21 protein-coding genes are annotated in these 23178 nt (G+C 61.4%); 5 read left to right on the top strand and 16 right to left on the bottom strand.

Going from position 1 to position 23178, the window contains the following annotated elements; all coding sequences use genetic code 11:
- Positions 1 to 149 precede the first annotated feature (149 nt).
- The 3 genes from V6767_RS05955 to V6767_RS05945 are packed head-to-tail and all read right to left on the bottom strand — an operon-like array spanning position 150 to position 3319.
- Positions 150 to 1355 (bottom strand): ABC transporter permease, encoded by a 1206-nt coding sequence (locus V6767_RS05955; protein ID WP_448472604.1) that lies wholly within the window; start codon positions 1353 to 1355, stop codon positions 150 to 152.
- Positions 1345 to 2076, bottom strand: a complete 732-nt coding sequence (locus tag V6767_RS05950) for an ABC transporter ATP-binding protein (protein WP_448472603.1) — start codon at positions 2074 to 2076, stop codon at positions 1345 to 1347. Before V6767_RS05950 ends, V6767_RS05955 begins: the two co-directional genes overlap by 11 nt.
- Position 2077: 1 nt before the next feature.
- Entirely contained in the window at positions 2078 to 3319 is a 1242-nt protein-coding gene (locus V6767_RS05945) for an efflux RND transporter periplasmic adaptor subunit (RefSeq protein ID WP_448472602.1), read from the bottom strand.
- Between the two features lie 226 nt (positions 3320 to 3545).
- Between V6767_RS05945 and V6767_RS05940 the strand changes: the two genes are divergently transcribed.
- Positions 3546 to 4070 carry an invasion associated locus B family protein gene (locus tag V6767_RS05940; RefSeq protein ID WP_448472601.1) on the top strand — a complete coding sequence of 175 codons (525 nt, stop codon included), beginning with the start codon at positions 3546 to 3548 and terminating at the stop codon, positions 4068 to 4070.
- Positions 4071 to 4552: 482 nt separating this feature from the next.
- Here the strand turns inward: V6767_RS05940 and V6767_RS05935 are convergent, their stop codons facing one another.
- From V6767_RS05935 to V6767_RS05910, 6 genes are all read right to left on the bottom strand, one after another.
- The gene (locus tag V6767_RS05935) at positions 4553 to 5560 is read right to left on the bottom strand and encodes a rolling circle replication-associated protein (RefSeq protein ID WP_448472600.1); all 1008 of its coding nucleotides are present in this window, start codon (positions 5558 to 5560) and stop codon (positions 4553 to 4555) included.
- Between the two features lie 151 nt (positions 5561 to 5711).
- Positions 5712 to 6206 carry a M15 family metallopeptidase gene (locus V6767_RS05930; RefSeq protein WP_448472599.1) on the bottom strand — a complete coding sequence of 165 codons (495 nt, stop codon included), beginning with the start codon at positions 6204 to 6206 and terminating at the stop codon, positions 5712 to 5714.
- A complete protein-coding gene (locus V6767_RS05925; RefSeq protein ID WP_448472598.1) occupies positions 6178 to 6810 on the bottom strand; it encodes a hypothetical protein in 633 nt (210 codons plus the stop codon). The genes V6767_RS05930 and V6767_RS05925 overlap by 29 nt, the downstream gene beginning before the upstream one ends.
- Before the next feature lies 1 nt (position 6811).
- A complete protein-coding gene (locus V6767_RS05920) occupies positions 6812 to 8296 on the bottom strand; it encodes a hypothetical protein (protein WP_448472597.1) in 1485 nt (494 codons plus the stop codon).
- Between the two features lie 317 nt (positions 8297 to 8613).
- Positions 8614 to 9771, bottom strand: coding sequence for a hypothetical protein (locus V6767_RS05915; protein WP_448472596.1), 1158 nt, complete (start codon positions 9769 to 9771; stop codon positions 8614 to 8616).
- Positions 9771 to 9959: a hypothetical protein gene (locus V6767_RS05910; RefSeq protein ID WP_448472595.1), complete on the bottom strand. Its 189-nt coding sequence runs from the start codon at positions 9957 to 9959 to the stop codon at positions 9771 to 9773. Before V6767_RS05910 ends, V6767_RS05915 begins: the two co-directional genes overlap by 1 nt.
- A gap of 148 nt (positions 9960 to 10107) precedes the next feature.
- Between V6767_RS05910 and V6767_RS05905 the strand changes: the two genes are divergently transcribed.
- Positions 10108 to 10647 (top strand): AAA family ATPase, encoded by a 540-nt coding sequence (locus V6767_RS05905; protein ID WP_448472594.1) that lies wholly within the window; start codon positions 10108 to 10110, stop codon positions 10645 to 10647.
- Here V6767_RS05905 and tgt read toward each other — a convergent pair.
- The 6 genes from tgt to gyrA form a co-directional block, all read right to left on the bottom strand.
- On the bottom strand, positions 10640 to 11773 hold the full coding sequence (gene tgt / locus V6767_RS05900) for a tRNA guanosine(34) transglycosylase Tgt (RefSeq protein WP_448472593.1): 1134 nt from the start codon (positions 11771 to 11773) through the stop codon (positions 10640 to 10642). The two genes, V6767_RS05905 and tgt, sit on opposite strands and share 8 nt — an antisense overlap.
- Complete coding sequence (gene queA, locus V6767_RS05895; protein ID WP_448472592.1) at positions 11770 to 12840, bottom strand: tRNA preQ1(34) S-adenosylmethionine ribosyltransferase-isomerase QueA; 1071 nt, start codon at positions 12838 to 12840, stop codon at positions 11770 to 11772. Before queA ends, tgt begins: the two co-directional genes overlap by 4 nt.
- Before the next feature lie 248 nt (positions 12841 to 13088).
- A complete protein-coding gene (locus V6767_RS05890) occupies positions 13089 to 13598 on the bottom strand; it encodes a peptidylprolyl isomerase (RefSeq protein WP_448472591.1) in 510 nt (169 codons plus the stop codon).
- A gap of 57 nt (positions 13599 to 13655) precedes the next feature.
- Complete coding sequence (locus V6767_RS05885; protein WP_448472590.1) at positions 13656 to 14219, bottom strand: peptidylprolyl isomerase; 564 nt, start codon at positions 14217 to 14219, stop codon at positions 13656 to 13658.
- A 33-nt stretch (positions 14220 to 14252) separates the two neighbouring features.
- Positions 14253 to 14747, bottom strand: coding sequence for a pantetheine-phosphate adenylyltransferase (coaD, locus tag V6767_RS05880; RefSeq protein ID WP_448472589.1), 495 nt, complete (start codon positions 14745 to 14747; stop codon positions 14253 to 14255).
- A gap of 153 nt (positions 14748 to 14900) precedes the next feature.
- Complete coding sequence (gyrA, locus tag V6767_RS05875; RefSeq protein WP_448472588.1) at positions 14901 to 17717, bottom strand: DNA gyrase subunit A; 2817 nt, start codon at positions 17715 to 17717, stop codon at positions 14901 to 14903.
- 227 nt (positions 17718 to 17944) lie between these two features.
- Here gyrA and V6767_RS05870 point away from each other — a divergent pair, with 227 nt between their 5' ends.
- A complete protein-coding gene (locus V6767_RS05870; RefSeq protein WP_448472587.1) occupies positions 17945 to 18595 on the top strand; it encodes a MarC family protein in 651 nt (216 codons plus the stop codon).
- A 67-nt stretch (positions 18596 to 18662) separates the two neighbouring features.
- On the opposite strand, the gene V6767_RS05865 is transcribed toward V6767_RS05870, so the two are convergent.
- A complete protein-coding gene (locus V6767_RS05865; RefSeq protein ID WP_448472586.1) occupies positions 18663 to 19166 on the bottom strand; it encodes a single-stranded DNA-binding protein in 504 nt (167 codons plus the stop codon).
- 252 nt (positions 19167 to 19418) lie between these two features.
- Here V6767_RS05865 and uvrA point away from each other — a divergent pair, with 252 nt between their 5' ends.
- Positions 19419 to 22340, top strand: a complete 2922-nt coding sequence (uvrA, locus tag V6767_RS05860; RefSeq protein WP_448472585.1) for an excinuclease ABC subunit UvrA — start codon at positions 19419 to 19421, stop codon at positions 22338 to 22340.
- A 10-nt stretch (positions 22341 to 22350) separates the two neighbouring features.
- Complete coding sequence (locus V6767_RS05855; RefSeq protein WP_448472584.1) at positions 22351 to 23151, top strand: DUF72 domain-containing protein; 801 nt, start codon at positions 22351 to 22353, stop codon at positions 23149 to 23151.
- The last annotated feature ends 27 nt before the right edge of the window (positions 23152 to 23178 follow it).

Here is a 23178-nt window from a genome sequence, read left to right as displayed (position 1 = left end):
GGATGGGACGATGCCTTCCTAATCTCAATGATCGCTCATATGCGATAGCCCTGCCTCAAGGGGGGAGATTGTGGGCTGAGAGTCCGGCAAAAAGCCGCTCAGCAGAACTCAACTGCACCAAACTGACACCGCGCGACGCTGGTCCGCATTCACTCGAACCGCAACGCATCGATCGGGCTCAGCCTCGCTGCCCGTCTTGCCGGGAAATAGCCGAAGATCAGGCCGATCAGGGCCGAGAAGCCGAAGGCACCGGCGATCATCCATGGGTCAATGACGAAGGGCAGGGAGAGATACTGCACGGCCGCATAGGCAAGGCCGAGGCCGATGACGATGCCGGCCACGCCGCCCGATATCGACAGCACCAGCGCCTCGACGATGAATTGCAGCAGCACCTGCCGTTCGAGCGCGCCGACCGTGAGGCGCAGGCCGATCTCGCGGGTGCGCTCGGTGACTGACACCAGCATGATGTTCATGATGCCGATGCCGCCGACCAGCAGGCTGACGCCCGCGATCGCGGCCAGCATGCCCGTGAGGTGGCTTCTGGTGCCGGAGACGGCGTTGGTGATCTCGGTCATGTCGTTGACCTCGAAATCATCCGGCCGGCCCGGCAGGATGTTGCGGCGTTCGCGCAGCACATCGCCGACCTCGGCCTTCAGATCCTGTGTGGAAACGCCGTCTTTCGCGGCGAGCACGATGCTCTCGATGTAGCTGTCACCGCCGAGACGACGCTGGAAGGTGGCGATCGGCATCAGCACGATATCGTCCTGGTCGCGGCCCATGCCGGCCTCGCCCTTGGCGCCGAGCGTACCGATAACAGCACAGGAAATAGTGCCGACGCGGACATTCCGGCCGACGGGATCGTCATCGGCAAACAGCGTCTGCTTCACGGTCGCGCCGAGAATGCAGGCGGTGTCGCCCGGGGCCGCTTCGGCGCCGGCGAAATCGCTGCCGCTTTCGATGGTCCAGTCCTGGGCATCGAGAAACGCGTCGCTGGTGCCGATGACCACGGTCTTGCGGTTGTTGCCGCCGGCCACCACGGTCGCATCTGCGATGTTCTGAGGCGCGACCGCGCGTAGATCGGGTATCTGGTTGCGCAGCGCCGCGATATCGCGTTCGGTGAAGCCCTTGGCGGCCTCGGAGGCAGCACCCGGCGCGCGCTGGCCGGGCCGCACAAACAGGACATCTGTGCCAAGCCGGGCGATTTCGGTGCGCACCTGTTCGGCCGTACCGTTGGCCACCGTGACCATGACGATCACCGCCGAAACGCCGATGATGACGCCGAGCACGGTGAGGAACGAGCGCAGCAGATTGCGCCTGACGGCCCGCAGCGCGAGTTTCAGCATCTCAAGAAACATGGTCGTCCTCCCGCCGTTCGCCGCGGCCCGGCCGATAGCTGCCATCAACCCTGCCATCGAGGAAATGCATGCGCCGGCTGGCGTAGCGCGCCACATTCTCGTCATGGGTGACCATGACCACGGTGATGCCGATATCGACATTGAGGCTGGTGACCAGTTCCATGATTTCGTTGCTGGATTTGGTATCGAGATTGCCGGTGGGCTCGTCGGCGAGCAGAACGGCGGGTTCGGTGATCAGCGCGCGGGCAATTGCCACGCGCTGCTGCTGGCCGCCGGAAAGCTCCATGGTGCGCTGGTGCAGCCGGTCGCCGAGGCCCACCTGATCGAGCGCGTTTTCAGCCCGCTCGCGGCGCTCGGTGCGGCTGATGCCGCGATAGAGCAGCGGCAGTTCGACATTCTCGATCGCCGAGGCGCGCGGCAGAAGATTGTAGCGCTGGAACACGAAGGCGAGCAGATGACGGCGCAGCAGGGTCAGCTTGGGGCCGGGCAGTTCGGTCGTGTCGACGCCCTGGAAGAAGAACTGGCCGCTGGTCGGCCGATCAAGCCAGCCGAGAATGTTCATCGCCGTTGACTTGCCCGAGCCTGACGGGCCCATGATCGAGAGGAATTCGCCGGCCTCGATCGAGAAATCGACGCCGTTCAGGGCCGCGATTTCCGCTTCGCCGGAGCCGTAGATCCGCGAGACCTTGCGGAATTCGATGAGAGGAGGAGCCGCGTTCATATCATCGAACCTCCCGGCCATTACCCGTGATCACCATGTCGCCGGCGCGCAGGTCGCCATCCACGACGACGGTATAGCGGCCGTCGCTGGCCCCGACCGTGATCGGAACCGGCAGCGGCTCGCCATTGCGAAGCAGCCAAGCGGTACGCTCGTCGCCCGAAGAGGTCGGCGCATCGACGCCGGCCGGCATGAAGCGCAGCGCCGCTGTCGGGACCAGGATCACGTCCTCGGATTCGCTCACCAGAATATCGGCCGTGGCGGTCATGCCCTGGCGCAGCAGGCGCTCGGAATTGTCGACCAGAAGCACCGCCTTGTAGGTCACGACATCGCTGTTGAGCTCGGAGGCATAGCGGATCGAATCGATCTCGGCCGGAAAGCGCTTGTCGGGAAAGGCCTCGACGGTGAAGCTTGCCTTCTGTCCCGGCTCGACCTTGCCGACATCGGCCTCGTCGATATCGACGCGCAGCTCCATCTGGCCGAGATCGCCGGCGATGACGAAGAGAGTAGGGGCCTCCAGCGAGGTCGTGAAGGTCTGGCCGACATCGACATTGCGGTAAAGCACGACGCCGTCGATCGGCGAACGGATGGTCGCCTTGCTGAGCCGCAGTTCCGCCAGCGCCAGTTCGGCCTTGGCGACATCGAGCCGCGCCTCCGCGCTCTGGCGGTCGGCGACGGCGGCCGCATAGGCAAATTGCGCGTCCTCGAAATCCTGGCGCGGCGCGACGTTGCGCTTTACCAGGGTCTCTGTGCGATCCATCGTCGCCTTGGCGGATTCGACATCCGAGACGCTCGACGCGACATCGGCATTGGCGGCGGCAAGCTTGGCCTTGGCGCTCAATATATCGGCCGTCAATTCGTCGGTCTCGAGCTCCAGCAGCACGTCGCCGGCCTTGACCTCGCTGTTGAAATCCACAAGCACATCCTTCACCGTGCCGGAAAGCTCGCTCGAAATCTCGACACGGTTGATCGGCTCGATCGCGCCGGTGGCGCGCACGGTGATGTTCATCGGTCCGCGGATCACCTCGGCGGTCGCGTAGCCCGGCCGGGCCGCGACCAGTTGCAGGTCGCCACTCTGATAGAAGCGGTAGCCGCCATAACCTGCGGCAATAAGGACGATAACGAGCGCCAGCCAACCCCAGGGGAAGCGCCGGCGCGGCTTGTTCTCGCCGAGAATCGCCATGATATCGGGAACGGGCGGCCGCGCATGGCCTTCCTGTTCATCGCGCCTTCCGTGCGAGGACATCGGGAATTCTCCTGTCTGTACGCCTTACGATTTGCCGGCGACTATGGCGAGGAACCGGCGGCCATGCAAGCATTGCTGCGGATTAAACCGGGCGTCGCGGCATCGCCGCACACATCTTTGCGCGGAACCCGAAAACATGCGTATCGCGCCAGCGTGTTGCCGGTGTTGGCCTCCGGCGAATCATGCTAGTTTCACGCGAAAATCAGACGGATTTGGGAGATTCCTGGTGAAACCTCGTCACATTGCAGCCGGCATCGTTTCGGCTTTTCTTTTCGGCGCAGCCGCGAGCCCAGCCATTTCGGCCTTGCCGGAAGGCGCGAGCTCCATCAACGAGACCTATCAGGACTGGCGCGTCACCTGCATCTCCAACGAAGGCGTCGACCGTTGCGCGATGATCCACAATCAGGTGGCCAAGGACAGCGGCCAGCGGGTGATGACGGTCGAGCTGTCGGTGACGCCGGATGACAAGATCCAGGGCGTCGTCATCATGCCGTTCGGCCTGGCGCTGGCCCAGGGCGTGACGCTGACGATCGACGACGCCACCGAGGGCAAGACGTTCGGCTTCTCGACGTGTCTGCCGCAGGGCTGCCTCGTGCCCGTTGAATTCGACGCGGCGATGGCCGACCGGATGAAGAATGGCGGCGCGCTGAACATCATCGCCCAGCCGATCGATGGCAACGAGAAGTTCAGCATCGGCGCTTCACTGAAAGGTTTCACTGCTGCGCACAAGCGGCTGATGGAACTGCGTTAAGCGCCGTTCGTGAAAGCGAGAATGCGAGCACCGGCGACTGCACAATCAGGTCGTCGGTGGTATCCAGAAGTTCCATAATCCACATTATGCGATCCTACGTTAACCACGTTTTTCTGATTTGCCGCCCTTTGTCAACGGCTTTTTACGTTTATCCCCTCCCCTCTCACAGGGAGGTGTAAATAACCCGCATTTTGCGGGTCATCTATCACTTGCACCACGGGATATAACGCCTTGACGTTCCATTGCCTTTTTTAGGTTCCGGGCGTCGTTTGCAGTTCACACGTTCGCGCAACTTAGTTGACTGATTATGATCAGGCTTATTCTGTGTGCCTGCTTCAGCGGTGACTACCGCTTCTATACGCCGGTTAATCGGCTCGCGCCGTATTATGGAACTTTTAGCCGCTGGCAGAGCCATGCGGGCAGGCTTATTTCTTACAACCCGTGGTTTCGCCGTGTACACGGCGGGCCGCGTCGCGGGGAGGCTAAACGCCTGACCCCGAGCGACAGACGGCCTTAACGAAAAGCTCGTTTTCGGTTTCTGAGGTGTCACCGTACGTGATGACAGTATGGTCGCGACAGAGCGCGACCGCCTCACGTCCCGCGCCGCAAGATGGGAGGTATATTTTGATGCCTCCAAACGGCGCAGCTCTTTTTTCCAAGACGTCCTTTTTGAACGCTTCGACGATCGTTTCGCCATATCCCTTTTCCCTCATCCATTTTTCTTGCTCGAAATACTCCGCGTACCGCTTATCAATGAACTCCTCGACAAGCTCAGAGCCGGGCATGCGGGTATGGCCTTTGACGTGAACGAAATGGCGGCAATATTCCTGAAGGAAATTATCCGCCGTCACGCCTTGCATGTAGAACTCTTTTGCCTTGCCGTCCTTATGTCGGACATCGGCGAAACTGTAGTGCAGCGAGCGCGGAGCAAGCCCTTGCTCGACATGCTGCCGCGCCCATTCCTGAAACCATTCATGGCCGAGCGGCGGCTTTTTGGACATACGGAGCATAGCCTCGCCTTCATCATCGCCCTGGGGCTTTTGAAGGTACTTGCACACATAGAGAACAGACCTATAGGTCATCGGTTCCCAAAAGGTATGGCCATGCGGCCAATACACATGTTGATGATTTTTGTTCAACTCGACTTCAGGGGCCGGGCCATCCCAAAACAGGATGACATGCCAATGGGCGCGGCGCTTTTTGCTGCCATATTCCCCGGCGCAAAGGTACTTGAATTTAAAGCCCGCCCGGCGCAGCGATTTGAAATATTTCTGAACATCCGAGTAGACGAGAACAGCGGCGTGAACGTGATCCTCATTGCCGCTTTCGTCCCGTCCGTATGTCAGGGTGACACTGTGCGTAGTTGAGGCGTGGCGGCTTTCTGCGATGCAGCGCCCTACCCAATCATTGATGCGTACCCGCCTGCAACGTTCGCACTTGCGACACCAGATCGTGTTTCCGTCATGGTCGATAACTGGATTATTGCACATGCCGCCTCACGATCTGGTGTCACTAAATGTATTATTAATCAAGGATGGTGTGGCCGGCTTTCCCACAGGGGTTCTCTACAGCGCGTTGGGAAGCGCGTTCACCCCTGTGGAAAAGCCTACGCAGCCCCGGAGCACGGGGCTACGCATTTAGTTAGACGAGTTTCCGCCAGCCGGTGATTTCCCAATGGGCTGCATCCCAGCCCCAATCACCGCCCCACGTAACATCGACTTCAGCAGCCTTTGCCGCCTCTTTACCGAGCGCACCGACAAGCTGCCATGCGCGGGACACGTCCGGTTCATCCGGTCCGCGCGGCAACTCCCACCCATAAACCGAGTGGATCAAATCGACGGCATACCCATGTTGATGCGGGCTCTTACCGGGCGGCGCTTTACTACGCCCCGCCCGGAACCGCTCCAACTGCTCTTGCTCCGACCGCATAACGCAGTGGGCGAAGAACGGTATCCCAACTCGTTGCAATCGCCGGACAAATGCCCTTTCGAACTCAAGGATTTCCAGAGACGCGCCGACCCTATCGGCGCGAAGTTTCTGGTCCATCCATTTTTGAGTTGCGAAGTAGTCCGGACGGCGAAGTGCTTGACGGGCTTGGGAATAGGTATCAGCCCTTTGGCTGATTTCCGCTTCCATCGCCCTCGCCTCCCTTTGCTGCCTTTTCAGCGGGTGCCCCTCCGTCAGAGGCCGGTTTCTGTTTTCCGGCCTCGCCAGCATCGCCGCTATCGCCCTTTCGGCTATCGTCCTTCTTAGGCTGCTCACGGGGCTTTTCCTCCGCCTTCTTCAGAGCTCGCATCGCCGCATCGTGACTGCGGTTCTGAGTTTGCAGGATTTGCTGCATCTGCCGCATCATGGCGCGCTGATTGGCATTCGCGCGTTGCATGACCTCGGCGACCTCCGGCGAGACCACGCGCCGCTCGACGATCCGCGTGAAGCTTTCCGACGCCTTTGGCGGCTCAATGCGAACCCCGGCGTTCGTTTCGATAAACGCCTCACCATCCGGCGCTATCGCCATAGCAAACGGAGCGTGAAGCCGGATTTCATCCAGCCCTTCCACACGGGCGAGGAAATAGCCCTCGCCCCCATAGCTGCCGTCCGGCTTGACCAGCCAATAATAAAGGCCCACCGCCTTCGGCGCGTTGACACGAAGCGTCACGCGCCCCGACGCGGATCGCGGCACAAGCAGGTGCTGGCCTTTCTTCCAGTGTCCCCAGTCGGTCAATTGTCCAAGGTTTTGCATATCAGGCTTCCTGTTCGATCTGATCTTCGCGCCCGGGAATGCGCTCGTTGATTTTCTCGTAATCGTCCGCGCCCTCGATGAGCTCGCGACCGAATACGGTGTTGCCGGAAATAGCGAGTTCGAGCATCCCGGACGCTTCGAACGGCTCACGATTGGAATAGGCGAAAACGCCCTTGTCGATTTCCGAGCAAAGATACCAATCCTCGCCAAGGGCCGGATCGGCGGGGCTGGTGTCCCATATGCGGGCCCGGTCTTCATCGAACGACGTTTGAGGGACCGACTGGAAAAAGCCCGTCCCGATACGCGGGCCCTCGATACGCCATTTGTGATTAAGAGGCGTATAGCCGAACAGGCCGTCGGGATCGGTATGCGCGGTATCGATTTCCCAGTTCTTGACGAGATCGACTTTCTGCTCGTCGCCGTCGTCGCGGATGAACTGGGGATACTGATCGACGTCCGTGACCGTCAAAAACGGATCGGCCTGCCGCTCGAAAATCTGTTCAGGCTGAATTTCGGCCACGAACATAAGCACCCCACCGGGATTTACCCGAGGCGTTGCAATCTGCATTGAAAGCATGGCGGCACCGGAGACCGCCGCCTGATCGAGGTTCACGGCGTCCGTCGCGAAGCGCTTCGAGAACCCGAACCCGGCAAGCCTAGACCCGAGTTCAATGGGCTGCTCGAACATCTGATCCGGCATGCGAATACCGTCCATGAGCTTCGCAATGATCGCATCATCATCGAGGCCGGAATACCGCTTCCGCAACTGGGCAAAAAGCCGCATCTTTTTCGCCCGGTCGATAGACGCCAGCGAGAATTGCATTTCCGCGCCGTCCATCTTGGCGAACACCATCGGAAAGCCGTTCTCATCCGCACGGATGTCGAACGACCGATCCAACAAACTGTCATCGGTCGTAAAGAACTTATCCCAGTGCTCTATAGAGCCGTCCGACTGCCGCCAGTTGAAGGACGGATTAGCATCAATCGGGAAATCGCCGACGCCGCTTTCCTGATAGGGTCCGATGCCGACGACCGGAACAGCGTCCGCATTCAGCACATCGATACCAACAACGCCTTCCATCGCTGCCTCATCGAACGAGGGAACGATATTGCGATGGCGACCGCGTTCGCGGATCGCCTTCGCGAGCGAGGGATCAAGTCGGTCCCGCTCAGGAAGATCGAGCGAGACGTTTTTGTTGCGATAGTTGATGATGGCGTTATAGGCCTCGATATACATGCTCGAAACGTCCTGATCGGACGCCGCATGCAGGCCCAGAGCATCCATAACGGGCCAATCGCCCTCAACTCCGCGCGCCATAGTTTCGATGAAGGGGATAACGTCCGCCCCTTCCCTCACCGGCTTTTTCGAGTAGCTCGCCTCGAATTCATCGCGTCCGGCGAAGCGCTCGAATGCGAGCCACGGGACGAGATAGGCTGTCACCCGGAGCATCACCGGGTTCAGCAGGACTTCCGCCGTTTCGTCCATCTCGATTGAGACGTTGAGCCGCCCGGCCGTAACGGCGTCCTCACGATGGAGGCCCGCCGCTGCAATCGGCACGACATAGCCGGGGTCCATGCGAAGCAGGATCGGATTGCGATGCGGCCGCATCGTGCGCGGCACATTCAAGGCCGTCGTAGACTGCCTTTGCATGCGCATGTGCTGTTGAACTGCATTTCGATTTTTCATCGTATTTTGCTCCTCTTAGCTTTGATGAAACTACGGAGCTTCGCCGCGCGCCGGGCACAACCGGCACACTTGCGGACGCGTTTAAGCGCACGGCGAAGCTTATTCTTCGCCATGGCTTACCAGCCACCACCACCGCCACCGCTAACGCCAGCGGGACCAGGTGTCTTTGTTGCAGGGAGACCTAGCGGTCGTCCGTTACTGTCCAAGTATTGATGGGCATTGGTGTTCCGGTCGCCCAATTTACCAAGATAATGGTCGGCCCAATAACCAGCGGTGCCAATGAGATCAAAAGCGCCGCTACCAAGACCCAATACAGAAGACGCGATTTCGCCATACGCCTGTTCCCAGTTCTCCATGTCGCCGAACACCTGATACCGCCGCAGCCAGCTAGGCGCGGGGTTGGTAATAGTCGGCGTTTGGGGCTCATAGCCCCAGTCGGTCAGCCCATCCGACCCGTAGGAGTTACGATTACCAGTTCCCCACGTGGTGGACAAGTTGCCACCGGTGACAACGTTGGGAGAGGCAAAGCGCGTTACTCCCGTTCGCTGATTGCGCTGGATTTCCGACACGAGCAGCGCATTTTCAAGCTGCCGCCGTTCTTCGGCTTGCGCCATCACGGTGGGATTGTAACTCTGCGCGAAATTCGCGACGGCACCGCCCATGCCAGAGACGAACCCGCCGAGCCACTGACGGTTAGCGGTATCGTTCTCCCACTCGACCTGTCGAACGTTGTTCTGCCAGTTGTACTCGGCGCGCGCGTTCTCGTTTTCGGTATTGTAGGCATTAACGAGGTTCTGATTGGACCAATTATAACGGTCCATCTCGCCCTGCACGTACCAGTCATAGGTATCGCGCACATGCTGCGTATCCTGTGCATGCTGCGTCAGCGCGCCATTAAGGCGCGTTTCCCAATCGACATATTCCGGATTGGTCGCGAGAAACGGCGCGTTGGTGTACTGGTACCCCGCCGCTCCACCAGCGCGAAGAACGGTAAGCGGATTAAATCCCGCCGCCTCGCTCTCAGCGACAAGGCGCTTAAGGTCAATCGCCGAATACTGATTGACTGTCTTAATGACCGTAGGGTCAGGCGCGGCCCCGACCCCATCGATATAACCGGATATCGACGGCCCCTTAAACGGAGCCGCCAATGTCGGAGGTGCCGGAAGCACCAACGGCGAAGCCTTCGCAGGCGGCGGCGGCGTCGGCTGCTTCTTCGGCTTAGATATAAGCCCGCCGATAAGAGAGGCACCCAGACCGAGGAGCGCGCCAAACATTAGCGCCCTCCCCGGTTCATCCACGCCGAGACGGCAAAATCAACGCCGACCAATGCCAGCGCGACCAGCGACGTCTGGACGGTAACGGCGTCCTGATGCTCCATACCATTGGCAACAAGCCACGTCGCAGCGGCTGTTCCCAACCTGCTTACTGCGGGTTGCAATATCTGCTTGATTAAGGTATCCATGTCCTACCCCCTTTCAGAGCGAAAAGCGTAGGACCATCAGGCGGTTAGCATAATCCACATTATGTGATCTTTGTTGTAGTGAGGCCGCCCTGCGCTGTTCTCTGCGGGACACCTAGAAACAATCTGCAAAACAGAACTGCGTATACTCATGCTTGATCTCGATTCGCTCGGGACGCGGATCGTCGTCCTCGGCCCCTCCAATGCGGGTAAATCGACCCTGGCCGTCGCCTTGTCCAGAAAGCTGGATGTCGCGGCGATCCATCTTGATCAGTTCCAGCATCTGCCCAACACCGACTGGAAGCCGCGTCCCGAGGCCGAGTTCGCGAGACTGCACGATGACGCCATCATGGGCGAGCGCTGGGTCATGGATGGCAATTACAGCCGACTGATGCCGCAGCGCCTTGCCCGCGCGACCGGCGCGATCCTCATCACATCCAGCCGCTGGCGCCGGCTGGCGCGCTATATCAGACGAACAACGGTCAATCGCGCGGAACGCGCCGGCCACCTGGAAGGCGCGCAGGACAGCATAAAATGGGAGATGATCGACTGGATCCTGTTCAAGACCCGAAACAGCGCGACCAAATACGCCGAGGCCTTACGCCGCTCCGGCCTGCCGACGGTCGAATGCCACAGCGCGAAGGCGCTTGACGAGCTTTACCGGCGCTGGGAGTTGCCGCCGGTCAGATAGCGGCGACATCGCCCCTCGCCCAGCCTTCCTGGGTTTCCGCCACGAAATCGTCGTAGCGACCCTCGGCGATCGCCTTGCGAATGCCCTGCATGAGCATCTGGTAATAATGCAGGTTGTTCCAGGTCAGCAGCATGCCGCCCAGCGACTCGTTGGACCGCACCAGATGGTGCAGATAGGCCCTTGAGTAGTCGCGGGCCGCCGGGCAGTCGCTTTCCTCGTCCAGCGGGCGTAGGTCCTCGGCATGGCGGGCGTTCCTAAGGTTGGCCTTGCCGCGCCGTGTGAAGGCGAGGCCGTGGCGCCCTGCCCTTGTCGGCATCACGCAGTCGAACATGTCGATGCCGCGCGCCACCGATTTGAGGATATCGTCCGGCGTGCCCACGCCCATCAGATAGCGCGGCTTCTCAGTCGGCAGTTCGGGCAGCGTCGTCTCCAGCATCGCCAGCATCACCTCCTGTGGCTCGCCGACGGCAAGCCCGCCGACGGCATAGCCCTTGAGGTCGAGACCGGCGAGACCGCGCGCGGAGCGAATGCGCAGATCCGGAATATCACCGCCCTGCACAATGCCGAACATCGCCTTGCCCGGCTGATCACCAAAGGCTTCCCGGCAGCGCTCTGCCCAGGCAAGCGACATCTCGGTGGATTTCTCGATTTCGGCGCGCTCTGCGGGTAGCCGGACGCATTCATCGAGCTGCATCTGGATATCGGAGCCCAGCAGCCCCTGGATTTCGATCGAGCGTTCCGGGCTCATGTGATGGACGCTGCCGTCGATATGCGATTTGAACGCCACGCCCTTCTTCTCGTCGATCTCCCTGAGCGCTGCCAGCGACATCACCTGAAACCCGCCGGAATCCGTCAGGATCGGGTGCGGCCAGCGGATCAGCGAATGCAGGCCGCCAAGCCTTGCCACGCGTTCCGCGCCCGGGCGCAGCATCAGGTGGTAGGTGTTGCCGAGGATGATGTCGGCGCCGAGGTCGCGCACCTGGTCGAGATACATCGCCTTGACCGTGCCGGCGGTTCCAACGGGCATGAAGGCCGGCGTGCGGATCTCGCCGCGCGGCATGGTGATCGCGCCAAGCCGGGCATTGCCGTCGGTGGCCTTCAGGGTGAAACGGAAATCGTCGCTCATCTATCTTTCCTGAACAGCAGGCTGGAATCGCCGTAGGAATAAAAACGGTAGCCGGTTTCGATCGCATGGGCATATGCCGCGCGCATGGTCTCCAGACCGGAAAAGGCCGAAACCAGCATGAACAGCGTCGATTTCGGGAGGTGAAAATTGGTCATTAGCATGTCGACCGCGCGGAACCGATAGCCGGGGGTGATGAAGATGCCGGTCTCGCCCTCCCACGGCGCCATCTCGCCGTTTTCGCCAGCCGCGCTTTCGAGCAGTCGGAGCGAGGTGGTGCCGACGGAGACGATCCGCCCGCCCCGCGCCTTGACCGCGTTCAGCGCCGCCGCGGTTTCCGCCGAGACGATACCGCGTTCGAAATGCATCACGTGGTCGTCGGTGTCATCAGCCTTGACCGGCAGGAAGGTGCCGGCGCCGACATGGAGCGTGACGAAATGCTGCTCGATGCCGGCCTCTTCCAGCGCCTTCATAAGGCGCGGCGTGAAGTGCAGGCCGGCCGTGGGCGCGGCCACAGCGCCGTTTTCTCGGGCATAGATGGTCTGGTAGTCGTCGCGATCCTTGCCGTCCTCGGCGCGTTTGGAGGCAATATAGGGCGGCAACGGCACGTGGCCGACGCGCATCATTGCCTCGTCTAGAGCGCCGCCGCGCGCGTCGAAACTCAGCACGACCTCGCCGCCGTCGCGCTTTTCCTCCACCGTCGCCGAAAGCGTCGTCGCGCCATCGGCGGAAACGAAACACAGCTCATCGCCCGGCTTGATCCGCTTGCCCGGCCGGGCGAAGGCGTGCCAGACATTGTCTGCCTTCCTCAGATGCAGCGTCGCCGAAACCGGCACCTCTTCACCGCCCTCGCGCAGCCGAACGCCCTCAAGCTGGGCCGGGATCACTTTCGTGTCGTTGAACACCAGCGCATCGCCGGGCCGCAGAAAGGATGGCAGTTCGGAGACGACATGATCGGCGAGCCCCTCGCCCGGCCGCACCACCAGAAGCCGCGCGCTGTCGCGCGGGCTTGCGGGCCGCAAGGCGATATTTTCGTCCGGCAGGTCGAAATCGAAGAGGTCTACGCGCATTGTATCAGGACATTTCTCAAATTCGAAAACCCGCCGGCCTTGGCCGTACGGGTTTGTTGCTTAACGGCGTTGCGCCCAATAATCTCCCCCCTTGAGGGGGAGATGTCGCGAAAGCGACAGAGAGGGGTAAAGGGCGTAAGCCCTAAAAGCCGCAAACACTGTGCTCTCGGAGAGGTTTCACCCCTCTCTGCCCCTGCCGGGGCATCTCCCCCTCAAGGGGGGAGATTGAAGGGCGTTCCCCTTCGCCCTCAAACGTCCGCGGCGACCTTCATCGTGATGATGTGGTCGGGGTTGCGGACCGGCTCGCCCTTTTCGAACTTGTCGACGGCGTCCATGCCTTCGATCACCTGTCCCCACACCGAATACTGCTTGTCGAGCCAGGGGGCATCGGTGAAGCAGATGAAGAACTGCGAGTTGGCGGAGTTCGGGTTCTGCGAACGGGCCATGGAGCAGGTGCCGCGCACATGGCGGGTGGCGGAGAATTCGGCCGGAAGATCCGGCTTGTCGGAACCGCCCGTGCCGGCGCGGCCGGGGTTGAACGTGTCCGAGGTCTTCTTGCCGTGCTGGACGTCGCCGCCCTGGGCCATGAAATCGGCGATCACGCGGTGGAAGACGACGCCGTCATAGGCGCCCTCGCGCACCAGTTCGCGGATGCGATCGACATGTTTGGGGGCGACGTTCGGAAACGCTTCGATCACGACCTTGCCCTTGGTCGTTTCCATGATGAAGGTGTTTTCCGGGTCCTTGATTTCGGCCATCATTTTCTCCTGTGGCGGTTTGCCCGCCCCGCCGGTCCGGGAAGGCGGGCGCAATACTTATTGTCCGACGGTGACGTCCAGGATCCGGTCCGGATCGCTGACCTTGCCGTTCTGGGCCTGATCGCCCTTCTTGATCTTGTCGACATTGTCCATGCCGTCGACCACTTCGCCGATCACGGTGTACTGGCCGTTCAGGAACGGACCGTCTTCGAGCATGACGAAGAACTGCGAATTGGCCGAGTTCGGGTCCTGCGCGCGGGCCATGCCGACGACGCCGCGCTTGAACGGCACGTCGGAGAATTCGGCCGGCAGGTCCGGCATATCAGAACCGCCCATGCCGGCGCGGTTGAGGTCGTAGCCGTCCTCGGTATCGCCGAACTGAACGTCGCCGGTCTGCGCCATGAAGCCGTCGATCACGCGGTGGAACACCACGTTGTCATAGGCGCCGCTTTCGGCAAGCTCCTTGACGCGCGCGGCATTCTGCGGCGCCAGATCTTCGAAAAGCTCGATGGTGAAAGGGCCTTCGGTGGTGTTGAAGGTCAGCGTGTCGGCAGCCATGGCCGCACCCGCGAATGTCGAAATCAGCGTTGCCGCTGCCAGTCCCGCAATCATCTTGCGCATGTCGTTCTCCTTGAAAAAGGTTTCCTCATCGGGCTACCGCGAGTGCTTTGCTCTCAATGCCGCCGCCACATAATCCGGCACGAAGCGCGCCACATCGCCGCCCATGGCCGCGACCTGCCGCACCAATGTGGCCGATATCGGACGCGAGGCCGGTTTTGCCGGGACAAATACGGTCTGGATATCCGGCGCCATCTCGCCGTTCATGCCGGCCATCTGCATCTCGTAGTCGAAGTCCGTGCCATCGCGCAGTCCGCGAATGATCAGGCTGGCGCCTGCCTCGCGCGCGGCATCCACGGCAAGGCCGCTGAAAGCGATTACCTCGATGTCCCCTGCCCGCTCCGGCAGGTTTTCAGCCACGCCGCGCTTCAGAAAGTCGGCCCGCTCCTCGAAGGTGAACAATGGCGTCTTGCCGGCATTCACGCCGATGCCGATCACGAGCTTTTCCGCGACGTTCAGCGCCTGTAGCACGACGTCGAGATGCCCGTTGGTCATCGGGTCGAATGAGCCTGTGTAAAATGCCTTCGCCATATGCTTCGTCGCGTCCTCGGCCCCGTTTCCGGTCACGGCCTTTTGTCATGGAAAGTGCCGGGCTGCAAGCCGGTTCAGGCCGTAAACGAAGCGGTGAAACGAAGAAGCCGGGCGCGAGGCCCGGCTCCAGTCTTTATTCCCGTTTTTCGCCGATCAGGTCTCGTCGGTTCCGTCGTCAAGGGCGTCCGTCGCCTCGGCCGCGCCTTCGCTGCCGGCCTCGACATCGACACCGGCTTCGACAGCGTCCTCGATCACCTCATCGTCGTCCGGCTCGCTGATGACCTCGACCGAGACCACCTTCTCCTCGGCGCCGGTCTTGAACACGGTGACGCCCTTTGCGGTGCGGCTGGCGATGCGGATGTCGTAGACCGGCACCCGGATCAGCTGCCCGGCATTGGTGACCAGCATGATCTGGTCGCCGTCGAGAACCGGGAAGGCGGCAATCAGCTTGCCGATTTCGTCGGTCTTCGAGGTGTCGGTGGCGCGAATGCCCTTGCCGCCGCGTCCGGAGATGCGGAAGTCGTAGGACGACGACCGCTTGCCGAAACCCTTTTCGGTCACGGTCAGGATGAACTGCTCGCGGAACTTCAGCTCCTCGAAGCGGTCATCGCTGAGCACGCCCTCTTCCGCAACGTCCTCGCCGACAAGCGCGATATCCTCGCCCTCCCCGGTCTCGGTGCGGCGCTCGAGCGCTGCCCGCTTCAGATAGGCGGCGCGTTCCCACGGCTCGGCGTCAACATGGCTGACGATGGTCATCGAAATCACCTCGTCGCCCTCGGCAAGGCCGATGCCGCGCACGCCGATCGAGTTGCGGCCGGCGAAGACGCGGATGGCGGGAACCGGGAAGCGGATCGCCTGGCCCATGGCGGTCGTCAGCAGCACGTCGTCATCCGGCGTACAGGTCCAGACCGACAGGATGCGATCGTTCTCGTCGTCGAGCTTCATCGCGATCTTGCCGTTGCGGTTCACCTGCACGAAGTCCGAGAGCTTGTTGCGGCGCACGGTTCCGCGGGTGGTGGCGAACATCACGTCGAGTTCGGACCAGCTTTCCTCGTCCTCCGGCAGCGCCAGGATCGAGGTGATCGCCTCGCCCTGCTGCAAAGGCAGCATGTTGATCAGCGCCTTGCCGCGCGATTGCGGCGTGCCGATCGGGAGCCGCCAGACCTTTTCCTTGTAGACGATGCCGCGGGAGGAGAAGAACAGCACCGGCGTATGCGTGTTGGCCACGAACAGCCGGGTGACGAAATCCTCGTCGCGGATCGACATGCCCGAGCGGCCCTTGCCGCCGCGCCGCTGGGCCCGGTAGCTGGTGAGCGGCACGCGCTTGATATAGCCGTTGCGCGACACGGTGACGACCATGTCCTCGCGGGCGATCAGATCCTCGTCGTCCATGTCCGGACCGCCTTCGAGGATTTCGGTGCGCCGGGGCGTGCCGAACTCGTCGCGGACCGCGATCAGCTCTTCCTTGATGATCGCCTGGATCTTCATCCGCGATGACAGGATTTCGAGATAAGACTTTATTTCATCGCCGATTTTGTTCAACTCATCGCCGATCTCATCGCGACCGAGCGCGGTCAGACGCGACAGCCGCAGTTCGAGAATGGCGCGGGCCTGTTCCTCGGACAACTGATAGGTGCCGTCCTCGGAAATCTTGTGGCGCGGGTCGTCGATAAGGCGGATCAGCGCCTCGACATCCTGGGCCGGCCAGTGGCGCTCCATCAGCTGCTCGCGCGCCGTCTGCGGATCGGGCGCGCGGCGGATCAGGTTGATGATCTCGTCGATATTGGCAACGGCGATCGCGAGACCAACCAAGACATGGGCGCGCTCGCGGGCCTTCCTCAGCAGATATTTGGTCCGCCGGCTGACGACGCTTTCGCGGAAAGCGACGAAGGCCCGCAGGATATCGAGCAGGGTAAGCTGTTCCGGCTTGCCGCCATTGAGCGCCACCATGTTGCAGCCGAACGAGGTCTGCAGCGGGGTGTAACGATAAAGCTGGTTGAGGATGACCTCGGCATTGGCGTCGCGCTTGAGTTCGATGACGACGCGATAGCCTTCGCGGTCGCTTTCGTCGCGCAGATCGGAAATGCCCTCGATACGCTTGTCGCGCACCAGTTCGGCCATCTTCTCGATCATCGTCGCCTTGTTCACCTGATAGGGAATCTCGGTGATGATGATCTGCTCGCGGTCGCCGCGCATCGGTTCGATCGTGGCCCTGCCGCGCATGATCACCGAGCCGCGCCCGGTCTCATAGGCCGATTTGATGCCCGCGCGGCCAAGAATCTGCGCCCCGGTCGGGAAATCCGGCCCCGGAATAATCTGCATCAATTCCGGCAGTTCGATCGCGGGATTTTCCATCACCGCGATACAGCCGTCGATCACCTCGCCCAGATTGTGGGTCGGGATATTGGTGGCCATGCCGACGGCGATGCCGCCCGCGCCGTTGACCAGAAGATTCGGGAACTTCGCCGGCAGAACCGACGGCTCCGACAGCGTGCCGTCATAGTTCTCGCGGAAATCGACGGTCTCCTTGTCGAGATCATCGAGCAGCGTATGGGCGACCTTCTGCAGCCGGCACTCGGTATAGCGTTCGGCCGCTGGCGGGTCGCCGTCGACGGAGCCGAAATTGCCCTGCCCGTCGATCAGCGGCAGGCGCAGCGACCAGTCCTGCGCCATGCGCGCGAGCGCGTCATAGATCGCGGCGTTGCCGTGGGGGTGGTATTTACCCATGACATCGCCGGTGACGCGGGCGCATTTGACGTATTTCTTGTTCCAGTCCACGCCCATTTCGGACATGCCGTAGAGAATGCGCCTGTGCACCGGCTTCAGGCCGTCACGAACATCCGGCAGCGCGCGGCTGACGATCACGCTCATGGCGTAATCGAGATAGGAACGCTGCATTTCCTCCATGATGGAGATGGGCTCGATGCCCGGCGGCAGGCCGCCGCCCGAAGGTGTCGTTTGATCAGTCAATGTGAATCACGATCTCAAGCTAGAATCATCTGGTTTTTTATAGCCGAATCCGATGGCTGACGCCAATTGCGCAAGCCTCCTGACAGTGGACAGACGGCGGATTCCAAGTTTTTATTCGTGTCAGGTGGTGATCTTGTGGCAAGCTGGCAAGAGCACTGCGAATGCCACCTGCGGTTTGCCGCGGCGGCGTGGCCCATGAAGAAGAAAAAACAGGCGGAAACGGGCGGATGAACGAACTGGCAACGCTGATAAACGGCTTCACCACCTTGATGGTGACCATGGATCCGCCCGGCATGGTTCCGATCTTCCTGGCGCTGACCGTGGGCATGACTCAGGCGCAGCGCCGCAAGGTGGCGATCCGGGGCAGCCTGATTTCGTTCTTTCTTCTCCTGGCCTTTGCCCTGCTGGGCGATGACATCCTCAGCGCGCTCGGTATTTCCATGAGCGCGTTCCGTATCGCCGGGGGCATTCTTCTGTTCTGGATCGGCGTGGAAATGATCTTCGAAAAACGCGTCGAAAGAAAGGAGAAGACCACGGAAACCGCCATCACGAAGGATGGCCTGGCCAATCTCGCCGCCTTCCCGCTGGCCATGCCGCTGATCGCAGGCCCCGGCGCGATCTCCGCGACGATCCTGCTCGGCTCCAAGATGGAAACGGTGCTGGACAAGTTGGCGCTCGTTCTGGTGATCTTCGTCGCATCGCTGGTCGTGCTGCTGGCAATGCTCGCCGCCGGCCTGATCGACCGGCTTCTCGGCGAAACCGGTCGTAACATTCTCACCCGCATTCTCGGCATGATGCTGACGGCGCTGGCCGTGCAGTTCGTGATCGACGGCGTTACGACCGTGATGCACGCTCCGCCGCCCGCCGTCGCCGGGTGAAATCTATGCTCTGCCGCCGATGGCGGAAAACGGCCTCACCGCCCTCAAGAAGGGGATGCGCGGTTGATCAGAACGGAATGTCGTCGTCGAGATCCTGCGAGAAGCCGCCGCCGCTGCGACCGCCGCCGCCGGAAGACGGCTGCGAGCCGTAATCGTCATAGCCACCGCCGCCCTGGCTTCCGCCAAAGTTACCGCCCTGCCCGCCGCCGCCGCCTTCGCCGCGGCCGTCAAGCATGGTCAGCGTGGCGTTGAACCCCTGCAGCACAACCTCGGTCGAATAGCGCTCCTGGCCACCCTGGTCGGTCCATTTGCGGGTCTGCAACTGACCTTCGATATAGACCTTCGAGCCCTTGCGCAGATATTGTTCGGCGATCTTGCAGAGACCTTCCGAGAAAATCACCACGCGGTGCCATTCCGTGCGCTCCTTGCGCTCGCCGGAATTGCGGTCGCGCCAGCTTTCCGATGTGGCCACCCGCAGGTTGGCGATCGGCCGGCCATCCTGTGTACGCCGGATTTCCGGGTCCGCTCCGAGATTGCCGACGAGGATGACCTTGTTTACACTACCTGCCATGACTACCACCTGTATAACCGCGTTGCGGCGCTTTAGAGAATTTTCGGCAGCATAGACGATCTCTCCAAAAGCGATCAACCGATACGGGACAATCCACAATTAAAAATGTTCTTTATTTGTTCTATCGCTCTGCTATGATCGAGTCAAGCGATTCAACGTTGGACATTCAAGCTGTCTGTTTTGCTGCACCTCGACAGAGCCGCGGCGCGAACTACATAGGAAGCAAATTCCCTTCTCGAGAAGCCTGATCCCATGAGCGAACTGAAGAATATCTCCATCCGCGGTGCGCGCCAGCATAATCTCAAAGGCATTGACGTGGACCTGCCGCGCAACAGCCTGATCGTAATGACCGGGCTTTCGGGCTCGGGCAAATCCTCGCTGGCCTTCGATACGATCTATGCGGAGGGTCAGCGGCGCTATGTCGAGAGCCTTTCGGCCTATGCGCGCCAGTTCCTGGAGATGATGGAGAAGCCGGATGTCGACCGGATCGAGGGCCTGTCGCCCGCGATCTCGATCGAGCAGAAGACCACCTCGAAGAACCCGCGTTCCACCGTCGGCACGGTGACCGAGATCTACGACTATATGCGGCTTCTGTTCGCGCGCACCGGCGTGCCCTATTCGCCCGTGACCGGACTGCCGATCGAAAGCCAGACCGTGACGCAGATGGTCGACCGCATTCTGGCGTTTCCGGAGCGCACGCGGCTTTACATTCTCGCCCCGCTGGTGACCGGCCGCAAGGGCGAGTTCCGCAAGGAACTGGCGGAGCTGATGAAAAAGGGCTTCCAGCGCGTCAAGATCGACGGTGAATTCTACGAGATTGCCGAAGCGCCGAAGCTCGACAAGAAATACAAGCATGATATCGACGTGGTGGTCGACCGCGTTGCCGTGCGCGACGATCTGGCGACCCGGCTTGCCGACAGCCTGGAAACCTGCCTCGAGATCGCCGACGGGCTGGCGGTCGCCGAATTCGCCGACAAGCCGCTGCCGGAAAACGAGACGGCGGCCGGCGGCGCCAAGAACAAATCTCTCAACGAAACCCATGAGCGCGTTGTTTTTTCTGAGAAATTCGCTTGTCCGGTTTCGGGATTCACAATTCCGGAGATCGAGCCGCGGCTGTTCTCCTTCAACAATCCCGTCGGCGCCTGCCCGACCTGCGACGGTCTCGGCTTCCAGCAGAAGATCGATGAAGGTCTCGTCGTTCCCGACCGGGCGAAAAAACTGTCGGACGGCGCGATCGCGCCGTGGGCGAAATCCTCGTCGCCCTATTACAAGCAGACTCTGGAGGCGCTTGGCCGGCATTTCGGCTTCAAGATGACCGATCGCTGGGACAAGCTGCCGGAAAAGGCCACCAACGCGATCCTCAACGGGACCGATGACAAGATCGAGTTCCAGTATGCCGATGGCGCGCGCAGCTACAAGACGACCAAGAGCTTCGAGGGCATCATTCCCAATCTCGAGCGGCGCTGGAAGGAAACCGATTCCGCCTGGGCGCGCGAGGAGATGGAGCGCTATATGTCGGCCGCCCCCTGCCCGGCCTGCAACGGCTACCGACTGAAGCCCGAGGCGCTCGCCGTCAAGATCGACAAGCGCCATATCGGCGAGGTCAGCCAGCTTTCGATCCGCGCGGCGCGCGACTGGTTCGAGGACCTGCCGAAGCATTTTTCGCAGAAACAGAACGATATCGCGGTGCGCATCCTCAAGGAAATCAACGAGCGGCTGCGGTTCCTGAACGATGTCGGGCTGGAATATCTCACGCTGTCGCGCAATTCCGGCTCGCTTTCGGGCGGCGAGAGCCAGCGCATCCGGCTTGCCTCGCAGATCGGCTCGGGGCTCACCGGCGTGCTCTACGTGCTCGACGAGCCCTCGATCGGCCTGCATCAGCGCGACAATACGCGGCTGCTCGATACGCTGAAACATCTGCGCGATATCGGCAACACCGTCATCGTCGTCGAGCATGACGAGGACGCGATCCTGACCGCCGATTATGTGCTCGATATCGGCCCCGCCGCCGGCATTCACGGCGGCGAGGTGGTGGCCGAGGGCACGCCTCAAGCGATCATGGCCAATCCGAAATCGCTGACCGGGCAGTATCTGAGCGGCGCGCGCGCCGTTGCCGTGCCCGCCGAGCGCCGGAAGCAGAAGAAGGGCAAGGCGCTCAAGGTCGTCGGCGCGCGCGGCAACAATCTGAAGGATATCACCGCCTCGATCCCGCTCGGCCTGTTCACCGCCGTCACCGGCGTTTCCGGCGGCGGCAAATCCACCTTCCTGATCGAGACGCTCTACAAGGCGGCCGCGCGCCGCATCATGGGCGCGCGCGAAAACCCGGCGCCGCATGACCGTATCGAGGGTCTGGAATTCGTCGACAAGGTCATCGACATCGACCAGTCGCCGATCGGCCGCACGCCGCGCTCGAACCCCGCCACCTATATCGGCGCCTTTACGCCGATCCGCGAATGGTTCGCCGGCCTGCCGGAAGCCAAGGCGCGCGGCTACCAGCCGGGCCGGTTCTCGTTCAACGTCAAGGGCGGGCGCTGCGAGGCCTGCCAGGGTGACGGCCTGATCAAGATCGAGATGCACTTCCTGCCGGATGTCTACGTCACCTGTGACGTCTGCCACGGCCAGCGCTACAATCGCGAAACGCTGGAGGTTCAGTTCAAGGGCAAATCGATCGCCGATATCCTGGAGTTGACTGTGGAGGAAGGCGTCCAGTTCTTCTCTGCCGTGCCCTCGGTGCGCGACAAGCTGCAGACGCTTCAGGATGTCGGCCTCGGCTATATCAAGGTCGGCCAGCAGGCCAATACGCTTTCGGGCGGCGAGGCGCAGCGCGTCAAGCTCGCCAAGGAGCTGTCGCGTCGGTCCACCGGCAAGACGCTCTACATCCTCGACGAGCCGACCACCGGGCTTCATTTCCACGACGTCGCGAAGCTGCTGGAGGTGCTGCACCAGCTCGTCGAACAGGGCAATTCGGTGGTGGTGATCGAGCACAATCTCGAGGTCATCAAGACCGCCGACTGGGTGATCGATATCGGTCCCGAGGGCGGCGACGGCGGCGGCCGGATCGTCGCGACCGGGACGCCGGAAGATATCGTGAAGGAAAAGGCCTCCTACACCGGTCAATATCTTCAGGAGCTTCTGGAGCGTCGGCCGCCGAAGAAGACGGAAGCGGCGGAATAGGAGACGGGTCATGGCGGCAGGCGCAATTCGTGTGGGTATCGGCGGATGGACCTTTGATCCGTGGAACGAGAGTTTCTATCCAGACAAGCTGCCGAAGACGCGCCAGCTTGAATATGCCGGCGAGAAGCTGAAGGTGATCGAGGTCAACGGCACCTATTATTCGTCGCAGAAGCCCGCCACCTTCGCCAAATGGGCGGCGAGCGTGCCGGACGGGTTCATCTTTTCGCTGAAGGCGAGCCGGTTCTGCACCAACCGCAAGAAGCTCGCCGAGGCCGAGGGCTCGATCGACAAGTTTCTCGGCCAGGGCATCACCGAGCTTGGCGACAGGCTCGGGCCGATCCTGTGGCAGTTCATGCCGACGAAAAAATTCGAGGCGGAGGATTTCGAGGATTTCCTCAAGCTTCTGCCGAAAGAGCGGGACGGTATTGCCCTCAAACATGCGCTGGAAGTCCGCCACCCCTCTTTCCTCGACCCGGACTTTGTGGCGCTCACCCGAAAATACGGCGCGACCATCGTCTGCGCGGATCATCCCGAATACCCGATGATTGCCGATGTCACCGGTAATTTCGTCTATGCCCGCCTGCAAAAGGGCGAGGATGACAATCCGCATTGCTATCCCGACAAGGCGCTGAAGGAATGGGCGGACAAGCTGAAACTCTGGTCAAAGGGCGGCGCGCCCGACGATCTGCCGCGTCTTGCCGGCGATGCGCCTGAGGCAAAGCCGCGCGACGTCTATGCGTTCTTCATCACCGGCGGCAAGGTCCGCGCTCCGGCGGGGGCTCAAAAGCTGCAAAGCCTGGTCGACGAGTAAGGTTGGCCTAGGGCTTCCGACTCTTTC

It is taken from the genome of Martelella sp. FLE1502, from assembly GCF_053484255.1.
Note: the sequence above shows the minus strand (reverse complement) of the source record. Positions and strands in the feature narration are given on the sequence as shown.

Excerpts from the sequence above, each read along its gene's own strand:
- V6767_RS05955 (WP_448472604.1), bottom strand. The coding sequence starts at position 1,355 with ATGTTTCTTGAGATGCTGAAACTCGCGCTGCGGGCCGTCAGGCGCAAT.
- V6767_RS05950 (WP_448472603.1), bottom strand. The coding sequence starts at position 2,076 with ATGAACGCGGCTCCTCCTCTCATCGAATTCCGCAAGGTCTCGCGGATC.
- V6767_RS05945 (WP_448472602.1), bottom strand. The coding sequence starts at position 3,319 with ATGTCCTCGCACGGAAGGCGCGATGAACAGGAAGGCCATGCGCGGCCG.
- V6767_RS05935 (WP_448472600.1), bottom strand. The coding sequence starts at position 5,560 with ATGTGCAATAATCCAGTTATCGACCATGACGGAAACACGATCTGGTGT.
- V6767_RS05930 (WP_448472599.1), bottom strand. The coding sequence starts at position 6,206 with ATGGAAGCGGAAATCAGCCAAAGGGCTGATACCTATTCCCAAGCCCGT.
- V6767_RS05925 (WP_448472598.1), bottom strand. The coding sequence starts at position 6,810 with ATGCAAAACCTTGGACAATTGACCGACTGGGGACACTGGAAGAAAGGC.
- V6767_RS05920 (WP_448472597.1), bottom strand. The coding sequence starts at position 8,296 with ATGGACGAAACGGCGGAAGTCCTGCTGAACCCGGTGATGCTCCGGGTG.
- V6767_RS05915 (WP_448472596.1), bottom strand. The coding sequence starts at position 9,771 with ATGTTTGGCGCGCTCCTCGGTCTGGGTGCCTCTCTTATCGGCGGGCTT.
- V6767_RS05910 (WP_448472595.1), bottom strand. The coding sequence starts at position 9,959 with ATGGATACCTTAATCAAGCAGATATTGCAACCCGCAGTAAGCAGGTTG.
- V6767_RS05905 (WP_448472594.1), top strand. The coding sequence starts at position 10,108 with ATGCTTGATCTCGATTCGCTCGGGACGCGGATCGTCGTCCTCGGCCCC.
- tgt (WP_448472593.1), bottom strand. The coding sequence starts at position 11,773 with ATGAGCGACGATTTCCGTTTCACCCTGAAGGCCACCGACGGCAATGCC.
- queA (WP_448472592.1), bottom strand. The coding sequence starts at position 12,840 with ATGCGCGTAGACCTCTTCGATTTCGACCTGCCGGACGAAAATATCGCC.
- V6767_RS05890 (WP_448472591.1), bottom strand. The coding sequence starts at position 13,598 with ATGGCCGAAATCAAGGACCCGGAAAACACCTTCATCATGGAAACGACC.
- V6767_RS05885 (WP_448472590.1), bottom strand. The coding sequence starts at position 14,219 with ATGCGCAAGATGATTGCGGGACTGGCAGCGGCAACGCTGATTTCGACA.
- coaD (WP_448472589.1), bottom strand. The coding sequence starts at position 14,747 with ATGGCGAAGGCATTTTACACAGGCTCATTCGACCCGATGACCAACGGG.
- V6767_RS05870 (WP_448472587.1), top strand. The coding sequence starts at position 17,945 with ATGAACGAACTGGCAACGCTGATAAACGGCTTCACCACCTTGATGGTG.
- V6767_RS05865 (WP_448472586.1), bottom strand. The coding sequence starts at position 19,166 with ATGGCAGGTAGTGTAAACAAGGTCATCCTCGTCGGCAATCTCGGAGCG.
- uvrA (WP_448472585.1), top strand. The coding sequence starts at position 19,419 with ATGAGCGAACTGAAGAATATCTCCATCCGCGGTGCGCGCCAGCATAAT.
- V6767_RS05855 (WP_448472584.1), top strand. The coding sequence starts at position 22,351 with ATGGCGGCAGGCGCAATTCGTGTGGGTATCGGCGGATGGACCTTTGAT.